Annotated in this window: 22 protein-coding genes; 8 read left to right on the top strand and 14 right to left on the bottom strand. The window is 71.1% G+C overall.

The features are described 5' to 3' along the window. Positions 1 to 15 precede the first annotated feature (15 nt). Together BLT36_RS09830 and BLT36_RS09825 are read left to right on the top strand one after the other, a co-directional pair. On the top strand, positions 16 to 708 hold the full coding sequence (locus BLT36_RS09830; protein ID WP_092094743.1) for a TetR/AcrR family transcriptional regulator: 693 nt from the start codon (positions 16 to 18) through the stop codon (positions 706 to 708). Positions 709 to 810: 102 nt separating this feature from the next. Continuing rightward, on the top strand, positions 811 to 1404 hold the full coding sequence (locus BLT36_RS09825; protein ID WP_092094741.1) for a biotin transporter BioY: 594 nt from the start codon (positions 811 to 813) through the stop codon (positions 1402 to 1404). Between the two features lie 123 nt (positions 1405 to 1527). Here the strand turns inward: BLT36_RS09825 and BLT36_RS09820 are convergent, their stop codons facing one another. The 6 genes from BLT36_RS09820 to BLT36_RS09800 all read right to left on the bottom strand — a co-directional run bounded on the left by BLT36_RS09820 (position 1528) and on the right by BLT36_RS09800 (position 8351). Next, the gene (locus BLT36_RS09820) at positions 1528 to 2019 is read right to left on the bottom strand and encodes a hypothetical protein (protein WP_092094739.1); all 492 of its coding nucleotides are present in this window, start codon (positions 2017 to 2019) and stop codon (positions 1528 to 1530) included. After that, complete coding sequence (locus BLT36_RS09815) at positions 2016 to 2201, bottom strand: hypothetical protein (RefSeq protein WP_139166437.1); 186 nt, start codon at positions 2199 to 2201, stop codon at positions 2016 to 2018. The genes BLT36_RS09820 and BLT36_RS09815 overlap by 4 nt, the downstream gene beginning before the upstream one ends. 207 nt (positions 2202 to 2408) lie before the next feature. Then, positions 2409 to 2567: a hypothetical protein gene (locus tag BLT36_RS18735; protein WP_175529594.1), complete on the bottom strand. Its 159-nt coding sequence runs from the start codon at positions 2565 to 2567 to the stop codon at positions 2409 to 2411. A gap of 546 nt (positions 2568 to 3113) precedes the next feature. After that, positions 3114 to 3509 (bottom strand): DUF3566 domain-containing protein, encoded by a 396-nt coding sequence (locus BLT36_RS09810; RefSeq protein ID WP_092094735.1) that lies wholly within the window; start codon positions 3507 to 3509, stop codon positions 3114 to 3116. Positions 3510 to 3519: 10 nt separating this feature from the next. Then, positions 3520 to 3858: a DUF4190 domain-containing protein gene (locus BLT36_RS09805; protein WP_139166436.1), complete on the bottom strand. Its 339-nt coding sequence runs from the start codon at positions 3856 to 3858 to the stop codon at positions 3520 to 3522. A gap of 254 nt (positions 3859 to 4112) precedes the next feature. Then, positions 4113 to 8351 carry a beta strand repeat-containing protein gene (locus BLT36_RS09800; RefSeq protein WP_254787545.1) on the bottom strand — a complete coding sequence of 1413 codons (4239 nt, stop codon included), beginning with the start codon at positions 8349 to 8351 and terminating at the stop codon, positions 4113 to 4115. Between the two features lie 513 nt (positions 8352 to 8864). On the opposite strand from BLT36_RS09800, the gene BLT36_RS19020 reads away from it, so the two are divergent. Together BLT36_RS19020 and BLT36_RS09790 are read left to right on the top strand one after the other, a co-directional pair. Next, positions 8865 to 10421 carry a LuxR C-terminal-related transcriptional regulator gene (locus BLT36_RS19020; RefSeq protein WP_092094729.1) on the top strand — a complete coding sequence of 519 codons (1557 nt, stop codon included), beginning with the start codon at positions 8865 to 8867 and terminating at the stop codon, positions 10419 to 10421. Positions 10422 to 11052: 631 nt separating this feature from the next. After that, the gene (locus BLT36_RS09790; RefSeq protein ID WP_092094727.1) at positions 11053 to 12042 is read left to right on the top strand and encodes a carboxypeptidase-like regulatory domain-containing protein; all 990 of its coding nucleotides are present in this window, start codon (positions 11053 to 11055) and stop codon (positions 12040 to 12042) included. A 16-nt stretch (positions 12043 to 12058) separates the two neighbouring features. Here BLT36_RS09790 and BLT36_RS09785 read toward each other — a convergent pair whose 3' ends face one another. From BLT36_RS09785 to BLT36_RS09770, 4 genes are read right to left on the bottom strand one after another with little or no spacing between them, the layout of a single operon-like run. Beyond that, on the bottom strand, positions 12059 to 13114 hold the full coding sequence (locus BLT36_RS09785; protein WP_092094725.1) for a YeiH family protein: 1056 nt from the start codon (positions 13112 to 13114) through the stop codon (positions 12059 to 12061). A gap of 29 nt (positions 13115 to 13143) precedes the next feature. After that, positions 13144 to 13857, bottom strand: coding sequence for a GAF and ANTAR domain-containing protein (locus tag BLT36_RS09780; protein ID WP_092094723.1), 714 nt, complete (start codon positions 13855 to 13857; stop codon positions 13144 to 13146). After that, complete coding sequence (locus BLT36_RS09775) at positions 13854 to 14564, bottom strand: GAF and ANTAR domain-containing protein (protein ID WP_092094721.1); 711 nt, start codon at positions 14562 to 14564, stop codon at positions 13854 to 13856. The genes BLT36_RS09780 and BLT36_RS09775 overlap by 4 nt, the downstream gene beginning before the upstream one ends. After that, positions 14557 to 15390: a helix-turn-helix transcriptional regulator gene (locus BLT36_RS09770; RefSeq protein ID WP_092094719.1), complete on the bottom strand. Its 834-nt coding sequence runs from the start codon at positions 15388 to 15390 to the stop codon at positions 14557 to 14559. Before BLT36_RS09770 ends, BLT36_RS09775 begins: the two co-directional genes overlap by 8 nt. Positions 15391 to 15538: 148 nt before the next feature. Between BLT36_RS09770 and BLT36_RS09765 the strand changes: the two genes are divergently transcribed. Together BLT36_RS09765 and BLT36_RS09760 are read left to right on the top strand one after the other, a co-directional pair. Then, the gene (locus tag BLT36_RS09765; RefSeq protein ID WP_139166435.1) at positions 15539 to 15877 is read left to right on the top strand and encodes a hypothetical protein; all 339 of its coding nucleotides are present in this window, start codon (positions 15539 to 15541) and stop codon (positions 15875 to 15877) included. Next, positions 15874 to 16254 carry a helix-turn-helix domain-containing protein gene (locus BLT36_RS09760; RefSeq protein ID WP_092094715.1) on the top strand — a complete coding sequence of 127 codons (381 nt, stop codon included), beginning with the start codon at positions 15874 to 15876 and terminating at the stop codon, positions 16252 to 16254. Before BLT36_RS09765 ends, BLT36_RS09760 begins: the two co-directional genes overlap by 4 nt. A 16-nt stretch (positions 16255 to 16270) precedes the next feature. Here the strand turns inward: BLT36_RS09760 and BLT36_RS09755 are convergent, their stop codons facing one another. Next, a complete protein-coding gene (locus BLT36_RS09755) occupies positions 16271 to 16864 on the bottom strand; it encodes an LppP/LprE family lipoprotein (protein ID WP_092094713.1) in 594 nt (197 codons plus the stop codon). Between the two features lie 134 nt (positions 16865 to 16998). Between BLT36_RS09755 and BLT36_RS09750 the strand changes: the two genes are divergently transcribed. Then, the gene (locus BLT36_RS09750) at positions 16999 to 17361 is read left to right on the top strand and encodes a hypothetical protein (protein ID WP_092094711.1); all 363 of its coding nucleotides are present in this window, start codon (positions 16999 to 17001) and stop codon (positions 17359 to 17361) included. A 102-nt stretch (positions 17362 to 17463) separates the two neighbouring features. On the opposite strand, the gene BLT36_RS09745 is transcribed toward BLT36_RS09750, so the two are convergent. Genes BLT36_RS09745 through BLT36_RS09735 form a run of 3 tightly spaced genes read right to left on the bottom strand, consistent with a single transcriptional unit; the run spans position 17464 to position 20271 of the window. After that, a complete protein-coding gene (locus BLT36_RS09745) occupies positions 17464 to 18405 on the bottom strand; it encodes a 3-oxoacyl-[acyl-carrier-protein] synthase III C-terminal domain-containing protein (RefSeq protein WP_092094708.1) in 942 nt (313 codons plus the stop codon). Next, the gene (locus BLT36_RS09740; protein ID WP_175529593.1) at positions 18402 to 19286 is read right to left on the bottom strand and encodes an MBL fold metallo-hydrolase; all 885 of its coding nucleotides are present in this window, start codon (positions 19284 to 19286) and stop codon (positions 18402 to 18404) included. Before BLT36_RS09740 ends, BLT36_RS09745 begins: the two co-directional genes overlap by 4 nt. Continuing rightward, entirely contained in the window at positions 19279 to 20271 is a 993-nt protein-coding gene (locus BLT36_RS09735; RefSeq protein ID WP_092094704.1) for an NAD-dependent epimerase/dehydratase family protein, read from the bottom strand. Before BLT36_RS09735 ends, BLT36_RS09740 begins: the two co-directional genes overlap by 8 nt. A gap of 128 nt (positions 20272 to 20399) precedes the next feature. Here BLT36_RS09735 and BLT36_RS09730 point away from each other — a divergent pair, with 128 nt between their 5' ends. Beyond that, positions 20400 to 21599 carry a glycosyltransferase gene (locus BLT36_RS09730; protein ID WP_092094702.1) on the top strand — a complete coding sequence of 400 codons (1200 nt, stop codon included), beginning with the start codon at positions 20400 to 20402 and terminating at the stop codon, positions 21597 to 21599. Positions 21600 to 21658: the final 59 nt, after the last annotated feature.

Here is a 21658-nt window from a genome sequence, read left to right as displayed (position 1 = left end):
TGGGAGGATGGGGCCATGCCGCACGACGACCGCCCGTCCCGAGTCGGTCGCCCTCGGGCCGTGCCGAACAGCAGCTCCGAGCTGAGTCCCCGTGACCAGATCCTCGACGCCGCCGCCGCGCTGTTCGTCGAGAACGGCTTCAGCGCGACCTCGACCCGGTCCATCGCCGAGCGGGTCGGCATCCGGCAGGCCTCGCTGTACTACCACTTCGCCGGCAAGGACGACGTGCTCGTCGAACTGCTGACGACCTCGGTGCGCCCGAGCCTCGAGGTGGTGCGCGGCGTCGAGCAGCTCGTCCCGGACTCCGCGAGCGCCGCCGGTGCCCTCGCCGCCCTGGTGACCGCCGACGTCGAGACACTCGTCCGGACCCCGCACAACGTCGGCACGCTGTACCTCCTGCCCGAGGTGCAGGGCGAGCGCTACGACGAGTTCCGCGTCGAACGCCGCGCCCTGCAGGACACCTACGGTCGGCTCGGCGCAGCGGCGGCGACGCCCGACGTCGGCACGACCGTGACGGCCGACCGGCTCGGCGCGCTGCTCATCCAGCTCGCCGAGACCGTCATCCAGATCCGACGCGAGGGCGACGTCGACGACGCGGACCGGGACGCCATCGTCGCCACGTGCTTGCGCGTCTGCGGCCTCGACGCCCCGGCGATCGCGTCCGCACTGCAGGAGGCCGATGCCCTCCTCGCCTCCGTGACCGTCTGACGGTCCGACCGTCCGACCGTCCGACCGTCCGACCGTCCGTCCGTCCGTCCGTCCGACCGTCCGTTCGTTCGTCCGACCGGCCCCCGACGAAAGCAGTCACCCATGACCACCACCGCCCTGTCCACCACCACTCGACCGCTCGCCGACGCGCTCGTCCCCCGCAGTGCCGTCACCAGCACGGCCCTCGTCATCGCCGGCGCTGCCCTCACCGCAGTGGCCGCGCAGGTGTCCGTCCCGCTCTGGCCGGTGCCGATCACCGGGCAGACGCTCGCCGTCCTGCTCATCGGCAGCGCGCTCGGTGCCCGTCGCGGTGCGCTCTCGATGGCGCTCTACGCACTCCTCGGGCTGGTGGGGCTGCCCGTGTACGCCGACGGCGCCTTCGGAGCGGGGGTCCTGCTCGGGGCCTCCGGCGGCTACGTCGTCGGGTTCATCGCGGCCGCGGCCCTCGTCGGCTGGGTCGCCGGGCGGTTCGGCGACCGCACCTGGCGCACGGCGCTGCTGTCCTTCGCGCTCGGCACCGTCGTGACGTTCGCCGTCGGGATGGTCTGGCTCGCCGTGGTGCTCGGCACGGACCTGCAGCAGACGCTGGAGTACGGCCTGTACCCGTTCGTTGTCGGTGGGATCGCGAAGGCGCTCATCGGTGCCGCGGTCATCCGGCTCGGCTGGACGGCGGTGCTGCGCCGACGCCGCGACTGACCGAGCATCCCGGCAGGGCCGCGCTGCTGCCCGGCCGTGGCGAGGGCCACGGCCCGCGTGGTGTCCGCGGAAACCGCCGCGAGGCGAGGCCGTCGACGGGAGGGCACGTGGCCCGACCGGTGGTCAATCGCGTGTGGTGCGTTTGCGGGTGGCGCGGGCTTCCCACCGTTCCCGGTCGCGCCGGTCCTGATGTCGGCGCCGAAGTCGGCCCCGGATCAGGTGAGCCCCGCCCGTGATCGCCATCCTGCCGAGGCTGAGCACGGTGACGATGAGCAGGACCGCGGCCGGCAGGAAGGCGATCCTGGCAGTCCAGAGGAGCGCGTCCGAGCGGACCGTGACCTCCGACGTATCACCGAGGAGGGCGCCGGTGGCTGCCGCGTTGTAAGCGCTGTCTTCGCAACTGACCCACGATGAGTTCCCCCCGAATTGCCGGGAGCAGGTGATGTCTGACGGCCCGTCGTACCGCACCGCGGCCGAGATGGTGAGCAGCCCGACGACCACGCCGACGACGATGACGACGAACCCCCAGACGATCGGGTTCCGCAGCCAGTCACGTCGTCTCCTCACCGAGGCCTCCGAGCGGCCCCGCACGCCTGAGTGGTTCCCCTTGGTCATGGTGTCCTTCCTACCGCCCCGGCGGCGGCGTCGGTGAGGACGGCCGCGATCAGAGCTGATGCCGGAAACCGGTGGTCGGTCGTAGCGGCGGGCAGCAGTCCGACGTGCTGCCATGCGGTGAGATGGTCGAGCTCGAGGCCGGAGTACTCCACGAACGTCGTGACGGGGATGAGACCGTTCACGCTCCGCCGTGTGGTGACCGATTCGCGGCGCACCTGGCAGGGGTCTGCGAGGGCTTCGGCGGCATACCGGCCGCCTTGCAGCCGCCGAGCAGGTGCCTGGTCGCGCGGAACGCGTCGCGGCGGAAGAGCCTTGGGCGGTGCGTTCCGTCGCATGCGCGGCGAGGAGGAGCGTCCGCAGGATCGGGGCGAACGCGGAGACCGGGTCACTCATGGTCGGGAATCAGGGTGCGGTCGGACGGGCTGGTGCGGGTGGCGGAGGTGCTCGATCGCGGCGGCGAGGTCGCGTTCGGCGGGGTCAGTGGCGTGCTTCAGCAGGCGCCGGGGTCGTGCGGCGAGGGCCGCCATGCGGAGCTTGTGCGCGGTCATGTGGGTGTCCTGGTCGACAGTGACGCTGCGGCGTCACGGCTGATGGGATGGCGGGTTCGAGCGGCCCCGGTAGGTGCGGGGCGAGGGTGACGCGCTCAGCGGCAGGCCCGGTTGGTGGGTCGCTGCGGGCGGCACTGAGGTACCAGGCGATCAGCTCCCGCGGGTCCCACGGTTCTTCCGCGAGCGGGGGGCGCCGCCACAGGCCGGCGCTGACGGCCGCGGGGATCAGCACCGGGACCAGCGCCAGCATGCTGCTGGGCAACACCCTGGTGAGGACGTTGCTCCGGCTCCGGACTTGCCCTTCGGACACCCCGAGCGCGGCGGCGAGCTCTGCGAGCGTCAACCCGAGCGCGCGGGACGCTGCGATGAGCGATCGGTTCGTGCGGTACGCGTCTCGCCGGCTGGTGCCGCGTGCGGCTTGTTCGGCAGCCGTCGCCGCCTGCAGCAGGGCCCGCAGGGCTGCCTGTTCCCGCGCGCTGCGAACAACGGGCAGTATGTCCGCGCTGGTGAGCAAGATGGCCGTCGGGTCGGGTTGGGAAACCGTCCTCATCGCTCGGGTCCCAGTCGGACGGTGACGCCGCCCGTGATGTGCACGATGAGGTTGTAGAGGATCGCGGACACCGCCCCCAGGACCGTGCCGACGAAGAAGGTCAGCCCCGCGACCGGGACCGCGAAGCGGAGCACGGTCGGCAGTGACAACGCCGCCTGCAATGAGAAAGTCCGGTCGCCGGTGACGTCGTGGAGGAGCTGATCGACCGGCTGCAGCGCATGCGTACTCAGGATCAGGTTCCAGCCGAAGAAGGTGGCCAGCAGTTCGACGGCGGCGATCACGAAGGAGATCAGGGAGGCGAGCTTCGTCCAGGACCAGGTGTCAGCGAACACCAGCCGGAGTGCTGCTTCCCGTCCGTGGTCCCGCGGGCGTCCGCTCTTCCGCTGCAGCATGCGCCCTCGGCTACGGCTGGTACGTGGGGGCGGTCGCCGCGGCACCGAGCCCGACGACGACGAACAGGATGATCACCGTCGCCCAACCGAGGACGAAGAGGCCGTTGAGGACCAGTCCGGTGATCGCCATGCCACGGCCGGCGGGTTCCTTCCGGAGACCGACGATGCCGAGGATGAGGCCGACGACCGGCACGAGGAATGTGAACCCGGCAACGACGGACACCAGGCCGAGGATCATGCTCGTGATGCTCAGCCCCTTCGGCGCCCCCAGCTGGTAGCCGACGATCACCTGTTGCGGCGGCGGGAACGGCTGGTTGTAGGGGGCGCTGTGCTGGTGCGGGTCGGTCATGAACGCCTCCAACGGCGAGGAAGTCAGGAGGATCCGGACGGCCCACGGGGTCGGGGCCGAGGTAGGGGTGGAGAGAGGACGATCGGCGGGCCGCTCAGGGGCGACCCGCCGATCGGGTGGGACCGTGGTCCCGGTCCTCAGGCGTCTGGTCCTGAGGTCGGCACCGCCGCCAGGATCAGGTGTGGCGGCGGTGATTCAGGGCCGGCCGGAGCGGAACGGTGTGTGGCGTCCGTTCCGGCCGGGCCCTGAAACCGTCAGGCGTTGTCCTGTACGTCACCGTCCTGGTTGCGGCGGCGTCGGACGATCAGCAGCCCGCCACCGAGGGCGAGGAGCAGCAGCGCCAGGGCGATGCCGGGGCCGACGAGCTCCATGCCGGTGAACGCCAGACCCGGAGGTGTCACGGCCGGCGGGTTCGCACCCGGCGGGACGATGATGTCCGTGTCCGTCTTGCAGGTCCCGTCGGGGTCGCAGGAGCCGTCAACGGGCGGGTCGACCGTGTTCACCAGGGCACCGTTGCCGGAGCCGGCGGCCTTCACCGTCACCGAGTACGTCACCTTGACGGTCTCGCCGACCTCGAGCGGACCGACCCAGTTCACGGTCGTCCCGGTCAGCTTCGCCCCCTGGGTGGCGTCACCGTTGTAGGTGGCGTCATCCAGCACGTCGGACATGTCGTCGACGAACGACGCCGGGTCCGCCGTGGTGAACGCCACCCGGCCGGTGTTCTTCACCGTGACCGTGTAGCCGACCTTGTCACCGGGCTTGACCGCGTCGGTGGTGGAAACCGTTTTGGTGACGGTGAACGAGCGCACCGGCGTGTGCGTCATGCACGAGCCGTCCGGGTCACAGGTGCCCCCGGGGCCGGTCGGGACGACGGCGTTGACGAGGTTCAGGTTCCCCGGGTCCTTCTTGTCGACCGTTACGGAGTAGGTGATCTTCACCGTCTGGCCCACCTTGAGCGGGCCCGACCAGGTCAGCGTGGCCCCGTCGACCGTCGCACCCTGCGTGGCGTCACCGTTGTAGGTGGCGTCGTCGAGGACGTTGGTCAGGTCGTCGCGGAACGACGCCGGCTTCTCGGCGGTGTACTCGGTCTTGCCGGTGTTCGCGACGGTCACCGTGTAGGCGACCTTCCCACCAGGCTTGACGGTCTTCGTGTCAGCGGTCTTGGTGACCGTGAACGAGCCGGACGGGATGATCGAGCGGCAGTCCGGGTTGTCCGAGTTCTCCGTGCAACCGCCACCCACGTTCGGCGGCGTGACCACGGCGTTGTCGAGGACCTTGTCGCCATTGTCCGGGGTGTTCACCGTGACCGAGTACGTGAAGGTCTCCGTCGCGCCGACCGCGAGCGGACCGGACCAGGACAGCGTCGGCGCGTCGTACGCCGCACCGTTGGAGGCGTCACCGTTGTACGTGGCGTCGTCGAGGACCTTCGACAGGTCATCGGTGAACGTCGCGGGAGCGGCAACCGTGTAGGCAGCCTTCCCGGTGTTCGTCACGGTGATCGTGTAGGTGACCTTGGATCCGGCGACGACCTCGGTCGCGTCGGCCTTCTTCACGACCGTGTACGCCTGCAGCACGTCGGTGGTGGTGCACTCAGCCTCCGGGTCGCAGGACCCACCCTTGTCGGGGTCGCCCACGACCTTGTTGGTGAGGGTGCCATCGCCAGTGCCGGCGGGTCCGGCCTTCACCTGGTAGGTGATCGTCTGCGTGCCGTCGACCGCGAGCGGACCCGACCACGTCAGGGTCGTGCCCGTGATCGTCGCACCGTTGGTGGCGGAACCGTCGACGTAGGTGGCGTCGTCGAGGACCTTCGACAGGTCATCGGTGATCGTCGCCGGCTTGTCGGTCGTGTAAGCGACCGCGCCGGTGTTCGTCACCGTCACCGTGTAGGTGAGCGTGTCACCGGGGTGCACGAGGCCTCCCGTGGACGAGGTCTTCTTGATCTCGTAGCTGCCGACCGGGTTGGTTGTGGAGCAATCGCCCTCGGTCTCGCAAACGCCACCGTCGCCCGGGACTGCAGCGTTGGTGAGGACGTGGTCACCGGTGTCCGGGGTGTTCACCGTCGCGACGTACGTGACGGTGATCGTGTCACCGACGCCGAGCACCCCGGACCAGCCGAGGGTGTTCCCGGTGATCGTGGCGCCGTTGTCGGGGCCGTCGGTGATCGTGGCGTCATCGGTGACCTTCGACAGGTCGTCGGTGAACGATGCCGGGTCGGCGGTGGTGAACGCGGCGGTGCCGGTGTTCTTCACGGTGACCGTGTACGTCACCATGTCGCCCGGGTGCACCTCACCAGCTGGCGAGGACGTCTTCACGACGGTGAAGGCGCGCACGTTCGTGGTCGTCGAGCAGTCCCCGTCCGGGTCGCACGACCCGCCAGGGCCGGTCGCACGGACGGTGTTCGCGATCACGTTGTCCCCGGTGTCCGGGCTGTCGACGGTGATCGTGTACGTGATCGTGACGGTCTGACCGATGGCGAGCGGACCGGACCAGGACAGCGTGTTCCCGGCCACGGTGGCGCCGTTGTCAGGCCCGTCGGTGATCTTCGCGTCGTCGAGGACACGAGTCAGGTCGTCCTGGAAGGAAGCGGGCTTCGCATCGGTGTAGTCACGAGCACCCGTGTTCGTCACGACCACCTTGTAGGTGACGGTGTCGCCCGCGGTGACCTCGGCCGTCGACGCCGTCTTCGCGACCGTGAACGAACCGGAGGGGATGAGGACCTCACAGGCCGGGTTGTCGGAATTCACCGGGCAGTCACCGCCGGTGTTCGGCGGGGTGACGACGGCGTTGTCCAGGTGCGAGTCGCCGGTGATCGGGTCGTTGACCGTCACGGTGTACGTGACAGTGGCGGTGTCACCGACCGCGAGGGGCCCGGACCAGGTCAGCGTGTTCCCGGTGACGCTCGCCCCACCCGAGGCGTCGTCGTTGTACGTGGCGTCGTCCAGCACGGAAGACAGGTCGTCGGTGAACGACGCCGGGCTGGCCTCGGTGTAGTCGACCTGGCCGGTGTTCGTCACGGTCACCGTGTACTTCACGGTGTCACCGGGGACGACCTCGTCGGCGTCGGCCTTCTTCACGACCGAGTACGACTGCACCTGCGTGGTGGTCGTGCAGGAGCTCTCCGGGTCGCACGTGCCGCCGCTGTCCCCATCTGGCGCGACGGCGTTGGTGAGGACACCGTCGCCGGCGTCCGGGCTGTCGACGGTGACGGTGTACTTGATCGTCTGCGTTCCGCCAGCGGCGAGGGGGCCGGACCAGGACAAGGTGTTCCCGGTGACCGTTGCGCCGTTGTCCGGACCGCTGGTGATCTGGGCGTCGTCGAGGACCTTCGACAGGTCATCGGTGAACGATGCTGGATTCTGCGCGGTGTATGCCCAGTTGCCGGTGTTCTTCACCGTGACCGTGTAATCGACGGTGCCACCGGGGTGGACCACGGCGGTGGATGCCGTCTTCGACACCGTGTACGACGGGTCGGAGAACGTGACGGTGCTGGTGCCGGGCTCGTTCAGACCAACGGTTGTGACGTTGTCCGGACCGTTCGTGAAGGAACCAGCCGTCGGTGAGGTCACCTCCACCGTGATCGTGCAGGACCGCTCGCCCGCGGTGAGGTTGCCGTTCGTGATGGCGATGGACGTGCCGCCCGCCGTCGCTGCCGTGTCGGCGTCACAGGTGCCGCCGACGGTCGAGTTGGCGAGGGTGAGGCCCGCCGGGAGGTTGTCGGTGAACGACCAACCGTTCTTGGACGCCAGCTCACTGGTGTTCGTCACCGTGAACGTCAGCGTTGACGTGCCACCGGTCTGCACGGCGGTCGGGCTGAACGCCTTGTCCAGCTGCGGCGTCACGTCGATGACGCGGATGTTGTCAAACGCAGCATCGTTGCCCCCGCCGGAGCCGTTCGCGTTCTGCATCCGGATACCCAGCGTGGCCCCATTGAAAAGAACGGACCCGTTGGAGGTGTACGTACCAACGTTGACGTTGCGGGCACCGAGCGTGCCGTAGGCCGGGACAGCGACGGTCTTCGTCGACGTACATGCGTTGAGGACACCGCCGACGTTCGTCGCAGCGCCCGAGCCGTTAAGGAACGCGAACTGGTACAACGGCGCAGACGCGTTGCAGTTCACCGCTGCCGTGTCGACGCTAAAGGTGAGGAAGCGGCCCGAGGCGGACGCCAGCGGGATACCGGTTGCCGTCTGGAACTCCGTCGCATTGACGCCCGGGTTGTTCTCTGTGTAAGCGGTGACTGCGTGGTTCGCGGCAGGCGTCGCGGCCCCGGTGTGCGCGCCGAGCGCGTATGCCAGCTGCCCAATATTCGACGTGAAGGAGGTGTCTGAGCAGTTACCCAAGGTCGTGTACGGCGTGTTCATGTTCCGCACTTGACCGTTACAGCTGGTGAGCCAGGCATTGTCCGCGGTGTACTTCTGGCCAGTAGCACCGGTGTACGCCGCAAGCCCGACCGGCGTGTTGGCGACGCCGTTCTCGAAGTTCTCAGTGAACACCGTGGTCGGTGCCGACGGCGTCCCTGGGCTCCCGGGAGCTGCCTGCGCGGGCTGCTGCGACGTCAGGACAGCGGTGCCGCCAAGCACCGACGCAACGAGTGCGAGCGCCCCGATGGATGCTGCGAAGCGAAGCCGCGGCGACCGCAGCTTCGGTAGCAACGCTCTGCGATTGTTATCCGGAGCGCGGTGTCGCGTTCCTGGCCAGTTCAGCTTCAACCTGATCCCCAACTTGTCAACAGTTCCGCCCACGCCCGAGACAAGGGCCAGCGCGGTCCGGCAAGAAACCGGCGCTCACAGTTTTCAGCCAGGTTGAGTGGTCGCCCAGAGACGGGGGGACAATGCCTCCCCGAAACCACCCCATCGCTGACGAAATCACCCCCACACAGGGGCCACGAGTCCGCGGATTGCGGATTTTGGTCAACCGGTGAGATGCGCTAGAAAGTGAACCGAGCACGGTATGACCACTCTTCGCAGCGAGCCCGACGCAGCCGAGGCACCTATCCGAGGAGACCCATGCAACCGACCGACGGCAGCCCAGGTCCGGCCTCGTCATCCGGGGTGCCCGCCGGCCTCGCGCAGCAAGTCGTGGCCGTCGGGCACGGTGCGGGTTGGGAGCAGGCGACGGCGCTCATCGGCCTGCACTGGGACGAGTACGCCGCCACGGCGCCGCAGCAGCTCCTCGACGCGATCGGGGCGCTCCCGGGGAAAGTACTGCTGGAGAACTCCGGACTCGTCGTCGCAGCGAGCTACCTCCGTCAAGTCGCCGGGAACACCGACCCGCATCGGTTCGACCGGGACGGCCGACTTCCGGCGTTTCCGATCCCGGAGGGCGGCCGGATCCCCGAACAGCTGATCCTGCTCACCAGCACCGCAGCGAACGCCCGCACCCACGGCGACGTCGCCAGGGCACGGGACGCAGCACAGGAGGCGAGGCGCCGACTCGCCGACGCAGCCGCCGACCCGGCACAGGCCGCTGACCTCGAGGACGCGAAGGGCAACCTGCCACACCTGTTCGTGCAGTGGGGACGCGCACTCGAGGCCTCCGACACGGATGGAGCGTCCTTCGAGTACGAGGAAGCACACCATGCGGCCATCGTGACGGACCAACCCCAGATTGCCCGGCGGGCCGCCGGGAGTCTCGCGTGGTTCCACGCCGAGCGGGGCCGCCCGAACCTCGCCGCGGAGTGGCTGGAGCGTGCCTGGGCGGCCGGAGTGCCGAATGCCCGATATGAAGCGGTCAACCACCTCGCGGCGGCGTTGATCGCCCTCGAGCGCGACGACCGGCAGGCAGCCGGCGTCGAGCTCGCCCGGCTCCGTGCCTACCCCATCGGTGAGTACTGGGCTGCTGCGCTCTGGCTGCGGGCCTTCCACTCCGCCGAGCCCGCAGAAGCCACCCTCGTCGAGAACGAGGTCGCCGAAGAACTCGACCGGCACCGCGCCGACCAGCTCGGCCCCGTCGACGCCCGCTACCTCCGCGCCGCGAAACTCACCCTCGGCATCGGCGACGCATCCCTCTCCCCCACCCAGCCGACGCCGTACGACGGCCTGCTCGACGCGGTTGAGGCGTACACCCGGGGCGCGTTCGCGGAGGTCCTCGACTTCGCACGTGCCCCCGCGGAGCTCGCCGGAACACCCCGGGTCCGAAGCAATGCGCTCCTCGTCTCAGCCGTCGCCGCGCTCGCCCTCGAAGACCACAGGCTCGCCCGGCAGCACTTCGAACGCGGAGCCGCGATCCTGCAAGCAGAGGGCATGACCACCCCGTACCGGCTGCTCCCACCCGACGTGCTCGCCCACTTCACCGAGAGCACCGGCGTCCCAGTGCCGGTCACCGCGCAGAATGAAACCGCAGCGACACCCATGGCGTTGGGGTCCCTCACCGACCGCGAACGGCAGATCCTCGGGCTGCTCACCACCCGCGCATCCTTCCCGCAGATCGCCGCGGACCTGTTCATCAGCCCGAACACCGTCAAAACGGCGGCGCAGCGGCTCTACCGGAAGTTGAACGTCAACTCCCGACACGAAGCCGCAGAACTCGCCCGCCGCGCTGGCATCCGACCCGATCGGCAGTAGTGCCTCCCGGGCCATCCATCAAGCGCGACAGGCCGCATGGGAACGACGGTGGCGCCCCGTGGCCGCGAAGACGATCCGCCGACCTGTACGGGCCGAGGTGAACGCCCCGGGCGACGTCGTCCGTCGCTTCTTCGTCGGCGAGGTCATGGGCCCACGACGAAGCACGCGCAGGAGGTGGACTCCCGGACAACCGCCCAACGCTCCCAGAAGAACCGACTGCGCGGGGGCGGCGTCGGAGCGGCTTGATCTGTCCCGGGTTTCCCGGACACGTTCTTTGTGTTGATCGTGCCGCGGTTTCGGCGGCGTTGCGGAGATTCTCGAACTCGAGGGGTGAGGAGCAGGCCCGGGGGGAGTGGCGGCGAGTGCGGTTGCAGAACGCTTCGATCCGCTCGAACATCGCCGACGCCAGCTCCGCACGGGTTGGCCAGTCGCAGCAGTCACGACGTGAACTGCGCGCCACGATCCGGGTGGACGATGGCTCCCGTGGGCAGGCGACGCGAACCCACGGGGTCCCGGAGCGTCGCGGACCGCGAGTGCGACGCCCCCGCGAACAAGCACCACAAGACCGTTCCGCCCCGCCCCCCGACGCGTACAGTCCGACGCAACGGACGACCGGCGGGCGGGGAACGCGATGCGACTGATCACGGGGACGACGCTGATCGTGGCGCTGGCAGCAGCCGCGCTGGTCGGTCTGGCACCGCCAGCGTCCGCGGCGGGGTCGGGAACGATCACCGTCCAGCTCGCGACGCCTGACGGCACCGCGATCCGGCTGGCGGACGTCGAACTCGCGGCGATCGGCGTGGACACCGTCGTCGGGAACGCCACCACTGACGGAGACGGCACCGCGACGTTCACCGGCATCCCCGCCCCGGACACCGTCACCGTGACGACACGGCAGCTCCCGCCGCACGGAACGGGGACCTACGCTCCCGGACTCCGCTCGGGCATCGCGGTCCGCGGTGGTGCGACGGTCGCGGTGACCGTGCCGCTCGTGATCGGCGCCACCGTGCAAGGCGGTGTGGTCGGCCCCACAGGCCCCGCCGCCGGACGCCTGATGTACGCCTGGAACGAGGACACCTCGCAGGTGTTCCGGACGTCCTCGGACAGTGCGGGCCAGTACCGGTTCGTCGGGTTGAGCACCGGGAAGTACCGCATCGAGGCGTACGCCAGTGGCACGGCGTCGCCTGCCGTCTGGAAGACCCGGGTGTACGAGCAGCGTGGGGCGCTCCCGGCATCGCAGGTGACCCTGTCGCGGCACTACGCGCACAGTGACTACGACCTGGCCGTCTTCGCGGCCTCCGCGTCGCGCAGCCCGTCGGCGCAGCTCAGTGGCGCGACCGTCATGGTGACGAACGCGACGACCGGGGCGTCGTTCTCGACCCGGTTCTCGACGCTGCTCGACAGCGAGCAGATCGCGCAGTTCCAGATCCCCTCCGGACAGTACGTGGTGGAACTCCGGACGGCGGCGACGGGCGCGACGCCAGCGCGGGTGCTGTGGCTCGGGCGTCCGGGTGGCGTGTACCGGTACGTGGCCGACCGGGCGCAGGCCGTCCCGGTGCAGGTCGTGTTCGGCGGATTCAACGGTTGGGGCGGGGCGGTGCCGGAGGCGGTGTCGCGCTGAGCGCGCCCGCCGCCGCTCAGAGCAGGCCGAAGACCGCCTGCGCCCCGAGGCTCGTCGCCGCCACGAGCACCCACAGCGCGATGCCGAGCAACATCGGCCGGAACCCCGCGCGGCGGAGTGCACCGAAGTCCGTCGAGACACCGATCGCCGCGAGCGCCACCGTGATGAGGAACGTCGCGGCGGTGGCGAACCCGGGGGCGGCCGCAGCGGGGAGCACGCCGACGGTCCGGAGCAGCACCACCACGAGGAACCCGATGAGGAACCACGGGACCAACCGGAACACGCGGAACACCCCACCCGGCCCGCCACCCGGCCCCGTGGCGGCGGTGCGCTCCGTGCGGGCGGTGCGTCGCGCCTCCAGGCCGGCCAACCCGACCACGATCGGGATGATCATGAGCGTCCGGACCAGCTTCACGACCACGGCGGTGTCGGTCGCTTGGCGACCGTAGACCGTCGCCGTGGCGACGACCGACGAGGTGTCGTTGACGGCGGTGCCCGCGAAGACGCCGAAGGCGTGCTGGCTGAGACCGAGCGCGTGGCCGAGCAGGGGGAAGACGAAGACGGCTGCGATGTTGCAGAGGAAGATCGTGGACATCGCGTAGGCGACGTCGGCGCTGACGGCACCGATCACGGGCGTGACGGCGGCGATCGCGGACGCTCCGCAGATGCCGGTCCCGACGCCGATGAGCGTGCGGAGCGGACCCGACACCCGGAGCAGGCGGCCGAGCCCCCACGCTGCGACGAGACAGACGACCAGGGTGCTGAGCATGACGGGGAGCGTCTGCCCGCCGATGCGGAGGACCTCGCCGATGGACAGTTGCGCGCCGAGCAGGACGACCGCGAACTGCAGCACGCGGCTCGACGCGAACTTCACACCGGGCTGCAGCGTGCCGAGGTCGCCGTGCCACCGTCGGCGGACGAGCCAGCCGACGACCGCGCCGATGACGACGGCGGGCACCGGCCCGCCGACGACGGGGACGGCGGTGCCCACGAGCGTGGCGACGAGTCCGATGGCGACGGCGAGTGTGAGCCCGGGGAGGACCGCGGCGACCGCCGGACGAGAGGGTTGCATGGAACCAGTGTCCCGCGGTTCCAGCGTGCTCAGGGCGTCAGCCGGCGCTCCACGATCGCGCGGGCCACCTCGGACAGCGGCTCGTGGTGGTCGACCGCGTACGAGCGGATGACCGCGAAGGCGTCGTCGATCGAGACGCCGCGGAGGTGTGAGACGACACCCTTCGCCTGCTCGATGACCTCGCGCGAGCCGATGGTCCGCTGCAGCTGCGACCGCACGATCTCCTGCTCGCGCAGGGTGCGCTCGTGCAGGATCCCGATGGTGGCGACGTCGGCGAGTGCCCGAGCGATCCGGAGGTGCGCCTCGGCGAGGCCGCCGACGGCGACGCCGAACAGGTTGAGCGTGCCGATCACCGTGGTCCGCAGGCGGAGCGGCACGGCGTGCACGGACCGGATGCCGAGGTCGAGGGCACCCGCCCGGAAGGCCTGCCACTCCGGCGGCGCCTCGGCGATGTCGGGGCACGCGACCGCGCGACCGGTTGCGAACGAGGTCATGCAGGGGCCGGCCTCGGCGTCGAGCTGGAGCACCTCGATGAGCCGACTCGTCTCGGACGTCGACGCGACCACCTCGAGCTCCTGGTCGTCGTTGGCGAGCATGATGCCGGCGGCGTCCACGTCGAGGACGTCGGTGCACGTCTCGACGAGGGTCTGCAGCAGCTCCACCACGTCGTACCCCTCGACGAGGGTGTCCGCGAGGGTCGCGAACGCCTCCACGATGTGCATCTCGCGTTCGTCCGTCGTCATCGGGCCTCCTCGATCAGACCGCCGTGCTTCTCGAACCGGACCGCGCCGTCGAGGATCTCCTCCGCAACCTGCCGCATCGACGTCCGTCGCGCGAAGGCATGCCCCTGGATGAGCAGGTACGCGTCGTCCGGGCTGATGTCGAGCTGGGCGAGCACCACCCCGGTCGCCTGGTGCACCACCCGCCGGGAGAACGGGCTGCGGTCCTCGACGATGCCCTCGTCGTCGATCGCGCGGAGCGCCCGGCGGAGGACTCGGCGACCGACGGCGGACGACAGGGTCACGACCTGCTGCACCTGGGCGGGGTGCAGCGAATGCGGCCGCGGCGCGTAGACGTCGACCGCACCGAGCGGGAACGGCCCGAACACGATCGGGAAGGCGAAGACCGCGCCGACCGGTTCTTCGCGGAGGGCGTCGTTGAACGCCGGCCAGCCGGGGTTCGGGCGCGCGGCGATGTCCTCTTCGAGCACCGGGGCCTCGTTGGCGAGCGCCGTCCAACAGGGTCCCTCGGTCAGGTCGAACTGGATCTCGTCGATGCGGAACGCGACGTCGTCGCTCGCAGAGATCGTCTCACTCGCCCCGATGGAACCGAAGGCGGAGACGGACACGCCACCGATCGGGAGCACGTCGACGAACGGGCGACTGAGCTCGTCGTCCGGGACGTCGGTGGATGCCAGCGCACGGTACGCACGCTCGAATGCGTCATTCATGCGCGCCTTCCCTGCTGGCCCCCGAGCGTACTCCGGGGGTTCCGGAGTCGGCGGGCGGGGCCGCGGCGGCACGACCCGGCGGGGCCGCTGTGTCGCGACGAGGCGGGGTCGCCGCGGCACGAGCCGGCGGGCCCGCCGCGGCACGACCCGGCGGGTTCGGACGCCACGGCGGCAGCTCCGCCGCCTCGTACGCCCCGAGCTCGTCCGGCAACCGCACCATCGGGTCGACCGCCAGCAGCTCAACGCCCTCCGTCTGGGCCGCCGCGCGCCGGACCGCGTTGGCGAGCACGAACGCCACCACGCCCTCGGCACCGCCGTCCGGCCGGTACCCCTGCCACGACGTCTCCGCTGCACCCTGCTGCGCGCTGTCGAGCGCGGCGTCGAGGTCGTCGACGTCGATCTCGCAGTCGAGCACGAGACGGAAGCGCTGGCGGCCCGACGAGTCCGGTCCCCGCTCGTCCGGCTCGAAGAAGCGAAGTGCGACCGAGGGCGGCACGCCGTAGGCGGCACGGTAGGCGGCGGCCATCCGACCGGCGTTGCTGAACTGCCACCGCTGCGCGACGTCGGCGATCCGCTCACGGTCCGGCGCGGACGCCATCGCCTGCAGTTCGCGGCGGACGCCGTCGAGCCGGACTGATCGGAGGTACTCCCCCGGTGTCTGCCCCATCTCCGTCCGGAACGCCTTCTGCAGACTCCTCGGGGAGAGACCGACGGCGGCGGCGACGTCCGTGATCGACACGTGGCTCCGGGCGCGTTCCCGGAGGAGCTGGACGGCGTCCCGGACCGCACGTGGGAGACGGTGTTCGCCGTCGCGCTCCGGGGTCATCCCCTCAGCGTAGGCACCTCACCCTGTCCGCCCTCACCCCCACTCCGCGGACGATTGTCAACCCCTGTCAGACAGAAAACGTCGCGCCGATACTGAATGCGTCTGGTCCGGCGCCGAGGGAGGCGTCGCACGTCGAGCAGGAGGAACGATGAGACAGCAGCCGGCCATGCAGACCGACGCGGAGCGCACCTGGCAGCAGGTCGTCCACACCGACCGGATCCGCGCGTTGTCCTCGACGGACTCGGCCGACGTCCGGGTCCAGCCGGTCGATGCGACCTGCTGGCGGGTCGTCGACGCGGCTGCCGCGTGGGGCGACCCGGAGATGCTCATCGGGTTCGTGGAGCGCACTGCCGACGGGTTCGACTGCACCCTGATGGCGGCACTGCACGAGCGACAGCACACGTCGTCGCTGCAGGCAGCCCACGAGTACTTCGAGCACCAGTGCGGCGGCCGCCGGTGCGCGGCGCACGACGCGGGTGACCGATGACGACCCCCGGCGAGCCGGACCGCTGCACTGCTGCGGCGACCGTGTGCCTGGCCGAGGCGTACTTCGCGGCGCACTGCGACGAGCCCGTCACGCTCGCCGCGGTCTGCGGCGGGATCGGGATCGGTGCGCGCGAGTTGCACGACGCGTTCCTCCAGGTGCGGGGAACCACGCCGATGGCCGCGCTCCGCGAGGAGCGCTTCGACCGGGTCCGCCTCGCGCTCCGGTCGGCCGGACCCGAGGGCGGCACGGTCGCGACGATCGCCCGGCAGTGGGGGTTCCGGCACCTCGGCCGGTTCTCCACCGCCTACGCGGGACGGTTCGGCGAGCACCCTGCCGAGACGCTCGAGCGACCGCACACCGACGGTGCGCCTGCTTGAGCGCCTCGACGGGGCATCACCCGACCGGCGGGGTGTCGCCCGTCATCGTCACGCGACCGGCGGCGTCGTCCCACGTGAAGGTCGCGTCCACCCGACCGCTCGGGTCGGCGAGCGGCTCGCCCTGCTCCGGGTAGTGGTAGGTGACGGCGATCGCCGACGGTGTCGTCCGCGTGATGTCCGGTTCGTACGCGTACTGCTCCTTGGTGGCCGTCCCGAGGTACCGCCCCTGGTGGAAGAGCAGGATCGCGACCGGCGAGCTGCCCGTGGCGTGGTCGAGGGTGACGGTCGCCCAGGACAGCGGCGCGCAGGCGTCGTACCCGGACACGTCGGCGCTGCCCGCGTCCCACGATGCGCTCTCGAGACCGGAGGGCAGGGGCAGCGCTGCGATCGCCGGAGCGGCGGCAGCGGCACCGTCGGACGGTCCACAGGTCGGAGTGGGTGTCGGTGTGGGAGTCGGTGTGGCGTCGGATCCGGCGGCCCTGGTCGGCGAGGCGGTGACGGTCTCGGTGACCGTCGGAGCGGAGCTGGTGGTCCCACCGCTGCAGCCGGTCAGGGCGACGGCGAGCGCCGCGGCGAACAGGATTCCCCCGGTGGTGTTCGAGATGCGCATCCGGACAGGTTCCTCCTCGCCCTCCCCGGGATTCACGGCGTATTCTTTGCTTCGGAAGCAATGACGATTCCGGCCAAGCCTCGTCGTGCGTTCCCCTCCGTGCGACGAACGCGAACTGCGATCAAGAGCCCCTCGTGACTGAACACCTCATCGAGTACGTCGCCCGTGACCGAACGGGCATCACCGCCGTCGTGACGACCACCAGCGTCATCGACGTCGACACCGTGATCCAGCACATCCACGCCGGGCACGCCGGGTACTACGTGCGCGCCGACTCGTGGAAGCGCACCCCGGTCCGGAGCATGTCGTTCCTCGGGGGCGCCTACCTCTTCGCGAACTGGGACGGCTCCAAGCGCAACATGCTGCACGACCTCGCGTTCCGGACGCCCACGCAGGCGATCGAGCCGAAGCCCGCACCCGAGCCCCGCTTCGCGCGGCTGCTGGCCGCCCTGTTCGGGCACCGCCGGCCGACGCACCGCCGCACCACGCACCGCTGACCCGTCTGCGTGATCCGGTCGCTCCGCCGTGAACGGGACCGGTGACGGCCTGGAGGCACGTGGCGGCCCCGGCACGCGCCTCCAGGCCGTCGTTCGTCCCGTCTAGAGCCGCAGCGCCAGCGCGTTCGCGGTGAGGCCCGCAGCCGTACCGCACAGCAGCACGGTGTCCCCGGGCCCGACCCGACCGTCGTCGAGGCACCGCGCCAGCGTGAACGGCACCGAGGACGACACCATGTTCCCGTACTCGGCGACCGCGTCGACGTAGGCGTCCCGCGGGATGCCGATGCGTCGCATCGCGATGCCGAGCGCGCCGCTCGCCTGGTGCGGGACCACCAGGTCGACGTCCTCGAGCCCGAACCCCGCCTTCTCGAAGAACCGGTCGAAGAACGGCGGCAGGACCGTGAGCATGCCCATCAGCGCCCGGCGGCCGTGCATGTCGAACCGGTAGTCGGCCGGGTCGCCGTCCGCGTAGTCGTGCGCCGGGAACCGCGACAACCCGCCACGGAGCTCGGTGTCGTGGGCGTGCTCCGGCCACGTCTGCTGCAGGTTCGCGAGGACCCCCTGCCCGGCGTCGCCACGGGTCAGCACGACCGCCGCGGCGGCGTCGGAGAACAGCTCGAACGACTCGCGCTGCTCCGGGTCGAGGAAGCGTGTCCCGACGTCCCCAGACACGATGAGGATCCGTTCGTACTCCCCGTCCGCCAGGTAGCGCGACGCGATGTCGACGGCGGTGATGAAGCTCGTGCAGGTCGAGTTGACGTCGAGGGCGGCGGCTCGTGCTCCGGGTGCGACGCGCTCCATGACGAGGGCGGCGGTGCACGGGATCGGCTGCACGCCGGCGGCGCACGCGGCGATGACGCAGTCGACGTCCTCGGGCTCGAGCCCCGCGCGGCGGATCGCGTCCGCGGCGGCGGTGGCGAGCATGTCGAGCTGCGAGACGTCGTCCGCGATGCGGTACCGCGTGACCTCGCCTGACCGCGACGGGAACGTCACCGTGGTCTCCGGCAGGTACGTCCCCCACCCGCTGATGCGGCAACTCCTCATGATGGTCCCCCTTCGTCGGCCGCGTGGTCGGCCGGGTCGTCGTCCGCCGCGTGGGCGGCCGGTTCGTCGTCAGCCGCGTCGTCGCTGCTGAGCATGTCGACGTCCGTCCGGTGGTCGTCATGACTGAAGAGCAGTCGCACGCCTTGCCGTTCGACGTCCAGCAGCAGGCGTGCGGTCGCGGCCTGGGCGGCGTCGTCGTGCGCGACGGCGCGCGGCACCGCGCGGATGCGGTGCTCCTCGCCGAGCAGGTCGCGTCCCCACGCGGCGTCGCCGGCGAGCAGTGCCCGGCCCTCGACGAGCGCGCCGACGTGCCCGGCAGCGTGGCCGGGCAGGTCGACGAGCCGGTAGGCGCCGTCGCCGAACAGGTCGGCGGTGCGGAGGGCGGCGGTCGCGGAAGTGTCCGTGGCTGCGTCCGTCCCGCGGGTCCGGAACGCCGTCTCCGGGACGACCTGGAGGCGCGGTGCGAGCCCGGTGGGCAGCAGTCCGTCGAGCACACCCGCGCGCAGCGTCGGCGACGCGATCGTCCGGCGGACGGCTTCCGTCACGACCACGGTGGCGTGCGGGAACGCCCCGAGACCGCCGATGTGGTCCGGGTGCAGGTGCGACAGGACGACGTGGGTCACGGTGTCCGCGTCGAGCTGCTCGCCGATGCTCGCGCCCGCGGGGACCGTCGGCGGCAGGAGGCGCCGGTACGCCCAGCCGGCCAGCCCGGTGCGCCACGGGAACGGCGCGTACCCGGTGTCGAACAGCACCCGGCGCTCGCCCTCCTCGTACAGGAAGGCGTTCGCCGGGAAGACCCGGCGCTCACGCGGAGCGCCGCGGAGCAGCTGGTGCACGCCGTGCGTGGTCCAGCCGCACGCGATCGCGCGGAGGCTACCCACGGGCAGCACCGCCGGGGGTCGCGGAGTACGCCTCGGCGTAGCTCGCCAGGCTCTCGTCGACCGTCACGACGGGCTCGTAGCCGAGGACCTCCCGCGCGCGGCTGATGTCGAGGGTCTGCGAGTGCGTGATCGTCGACACCGTGTACCGGGTCACGGGCGGCTCCGGGCGTCCGGGGAGGACTCCGCACACGGCCTCGAGCACCCCGGCCACGCCGTACACGAGTTCGGCCGGCAGGCGACGGTGGCGGAGCGGCAGGCCGAGCCCGGTGAGCAGCTGGTCGAGCAGCGACACGAACGGCCGGGGATCGCCGTTCGTGATGTTGAACGCCGTGCCCGCCGCGCCGGGCACCTCGGCGGCGAGCCGGACGGCGAGCGCCACGTTCTCCACCGCGGTGAGGTCGACGAGCCCACGACCGCCGTGCAGGAGCGGGACGCCGACGCGCTCGTGCACCCGGAGCAGCCTCGGCACGAGGCCGGGATCACCGGCCCCGATGATGCCGCGGGGGCGGAGCACGACGACCTCGGGCCCGGTGGGGTCGGCGGACGCGGCTCGGAGCAGCGCCTCGGCGTGCAGCTTCGAACGGATGTAGTGGTTCATGGGGCGGCTCGGATCGACCTCGTGCTCGCGGATGGCGAGCCGGTCGCGGGGTGCCGCGTAGATGCCGGGCGACGAGACGTGCACCAGGCGCCGTGCTCCGACGCGGCGGGCGTACTCCAGGACCCGCGCCGTCCCGGTGACGTTCGCGTGCTCGAACTCCGACCAGCGACCCCAGGGCGAGGACAGCGCGGCGCAGTGCACGACGACGTCCGCCGCGACGTCGGCACCGGCGAGGGCGTCGAGGTCGCCCACGAACGTCGGCCCGTCGGGCAGCGCCTCTGCTCGACGTCCCGCAGCCGTCACCGCGTAGCCGTGCGCCCGCAGGTCCCGGACGACGTGGCCGCCGAGGAACCCGCTGGCGCCCGTGACGAGCGCACTCTCCCCCATGTCCCCGATCCTAGGCGGCACCGGAGCGGGCCACGCCACCGGCGACTCGTCCCCGCCGCAGGTCGCTGCCGTCCGCCGCGGCCGTCCGTCTCGGCGGTCCGTCTCGGCCGCGCCCTAGGCTCGCTCGTGTGCGGATCGCCCTCGTCACCGACTACTACCTGCCGACGCTCGGCGGCGTCCAGACCGCCGTGCGGGCCCTGGCCGAGAGCCTCCGCGACGCCGGACACGAGGCGGTCGTCTTCTGCCCGCTGGCCGGGCCGTCCACCGACCCGGGCGTCGTGGCGCTCCCCGTCTCCGGCGTCTTCCGGCCGGACGGGTACCCGTTCGCCTGGTCACCGGGGCGGCTGCGGGCCGTCCTCCGCCGCGAGTTCGCCCAGCGCCGGATCGACGTCGTGCACACCCACTCGGAGATGTTCGCCGCCCTCGGCGGTCTCCGGGCCGCCCACGACCTCGGCATCCCGGTCGTGCACACGATGCACGGCCGGATCGACGTCTACACGCGGAACGTCCTGCCGGTCCCCGCCGTGACGACCGTCCTGCTGGCGTGGCTGCACGGACGGCAGGTCAGCGCCGCGGGCATCCGGGTGGCAGCGGACACCCCGTACACCGCGACGCGGACCGGCCGACGGATGTGGCGGGTGATGCTCGCGCAGTCCCGGGCCAGCGCCCACGTCGTGGTGCCGTCCGCGCACTTCGCCGCGAAGCTCGTCGACCGCGGGGTCCGGACGCCCGTGACCGTCTTGACGAACGGCATCGAGTCGTCCGTGCTGGAGGCGATCGACGCTGCCGAGGTCCGCACACTGCGACCGGACGAGCCCCTCCGGATCGTGTGGGTTGGTCGGCTGTCGCCGGAGAAACGTCCGGACGTGCTCGTCCGCGCCGCGCAGTCGTTCGGCGACCGTGTGCAGGTCGACGTCTACGGCGACGGGGTCGCACGGTCGGCACTCGCCCGCGCCGCTCGGGGCGCTCCGGTGACCCTGCACGGCTCGGCACCGCACCAGGACGTCCTCGCGGCGATGCGATCGGCGCACCTGCTCGTGTCGAGCTCGTTCGACTTCGACAACCAGCCGATGGTCATGCTCGAGGCGATCGCGACCGGCCTGCCCGTCCTCCACTGCGACCCGGACCTCGCCGAAGTGGTGCCGCCCGCGGGCGGGTTCCTGGCGCCGACGCCGGACGCGTCCGGGCTCGTGGCCGAGGTGAGGCGCCTGCGCGCCACCCCCGGAGCGATCACCCGGGCCTCCGAAGCGATGCTCGCCGCACGCGACCGGGTCGAACAGCCCACCGAGCAGCTCGTCGAGGTCTACCGGTCGGTCCTGACGCCCTGACCCCTGACGACCGCGCTCGGGCATGGCAGGATGGCGGCCGTACGCAAGCACGAGGGGGA

Source organism: Curtobacterium sp. UNCCL20 (assembly GCF_900101675.1).
GTDB lineage: Bacteria > Actinomycetota > Actinomycetes > Actinomycetales > Microbacteriaceae > Curtobacterium.
Note: the sequence above shows the minus strand (reverse complement) of the source record. Positions and strands in the feature narration are given on the sequence as shown.

Bases quoted from the DNA above. Each gene is read 5' to 3' on its own strand.
- BLT36_RS18735 (WP_175529594.1), bottom strand. From the start codon at position 2,567: ATGACCGCGCACAAGCTCCGCATGGCGGCCCTCGCCGCACGACCCCGG.
- BLT36_RS09780 (WP_092094723.1), bottom strand. From the start codon at position 13,857: ATGACGACGGACGAACGCGAGATGCACATCGTGGAGGCGTTCGCGACC.
- BLT36_RS09790 (WP_092094727.1), top strand. From the start codon at position 11,053: ATGCGACTGATCACGGGGACGACGCTGATCGTGGCGCTGGCAGCAGCC.
- BLT36_RS19020 (WP_092094729.1), top strand. From the start codon at position 8,865: ATGCAACCGACCGACGGCAGCCCAGGTCCGGCCTCGTCATCCGGGGTG.
- BLT36_RS09805 (WP_139166436.1), bottom strand. From the start codon at position 3,858: ATGACCGACCCGCACCAGCACAGCGCCCCCTACAACCAGCCGTTCCCG.
- BLT36_RS09770 (WP_092094719.1), bottom strand. From the start codon at position 15,390: ATGACCCCGGAGCGCGACGGCGAACACCGTCTCCCACGTGCGGTCCGG.
- BLT36_RS09765 (WP_139166435.1), top strand. From the start codon at position 15,539: ATGAGACAGCAGCCGGCCATGCAGACCGACGCGGAGCGCACCTGGCAG.
- BLT36_RS09825 (WP_092094741.1), top strand. From the start codon at position 811: ATGACCACCACCGCCCTGTCCACCACCACTCGACCGCTCGCCGACGCG.
- BLT36_RS09760 (WP_092094715.1), top strand. From the start codon at position 15,874: ATGACGACCCCCGGCGAGCCGGACCGCTGCACTGCTGCGGCGACCGTG.
- BLT36_RS09745 (WP_092094708.1), bottom strand. From the start codon at position 18,405: ATGAGGAGTTGCCGCATCAGCGGGTGGGGGACGTACCTGCCGGAGACC.
- BLT36_RS09775 (WP_092094721.1), bottom strand. From the start codon at position 14,564: ATGAATGACGCATTCGAGCGTGCGTACCGTGCGCTGGCATCCACCGAC.
- BLT36_RS09820 (WP_092094739.1), bottom strand. From the start codon at position 2,019: ATGACCAAGGGGAACCACTCAGGCGTGCGGGGCCGCTCGGAGGCCTCG.
- BLT36_RS09755 (WP_092094713.1), bottom strand. From the start codon at position 16,864: ATGCGCATCTCGAACACCACCGGGGGAATCCTGTTCGCCGCGGCGCTC.
- BLT36_RS09810 (WP_092094735.1), bottom strand. From the start codon at position 3,509: ATGCTGCAGCGGAAGAGCGGACGCCCGCGGGACCACGGACGGGAAGCA.
- BLT36_RS09830 (WP_092094743.1), top strand. From the start codon at position 16: ATGCCGCACGACGACCGCCCGTCCCGAGTCGGTCGCCCTCGGGCCGTG.
- BLT36_RS09785 (WP_092094725.1), bottom strand. From the start codon at position 13,114: ATGCAACCCTCTCGTCCGGCGGTCGCCGCGGTCCTCCCCGGGCTCACA.
- BLT36_RS09735 (WP_092094704.1), bottom strand. From the start codon at position 20,271: ATGGGGGAGAGTGCGCTCGTCACGGGCGCCAGCGGGTTCCTCGGCGGC.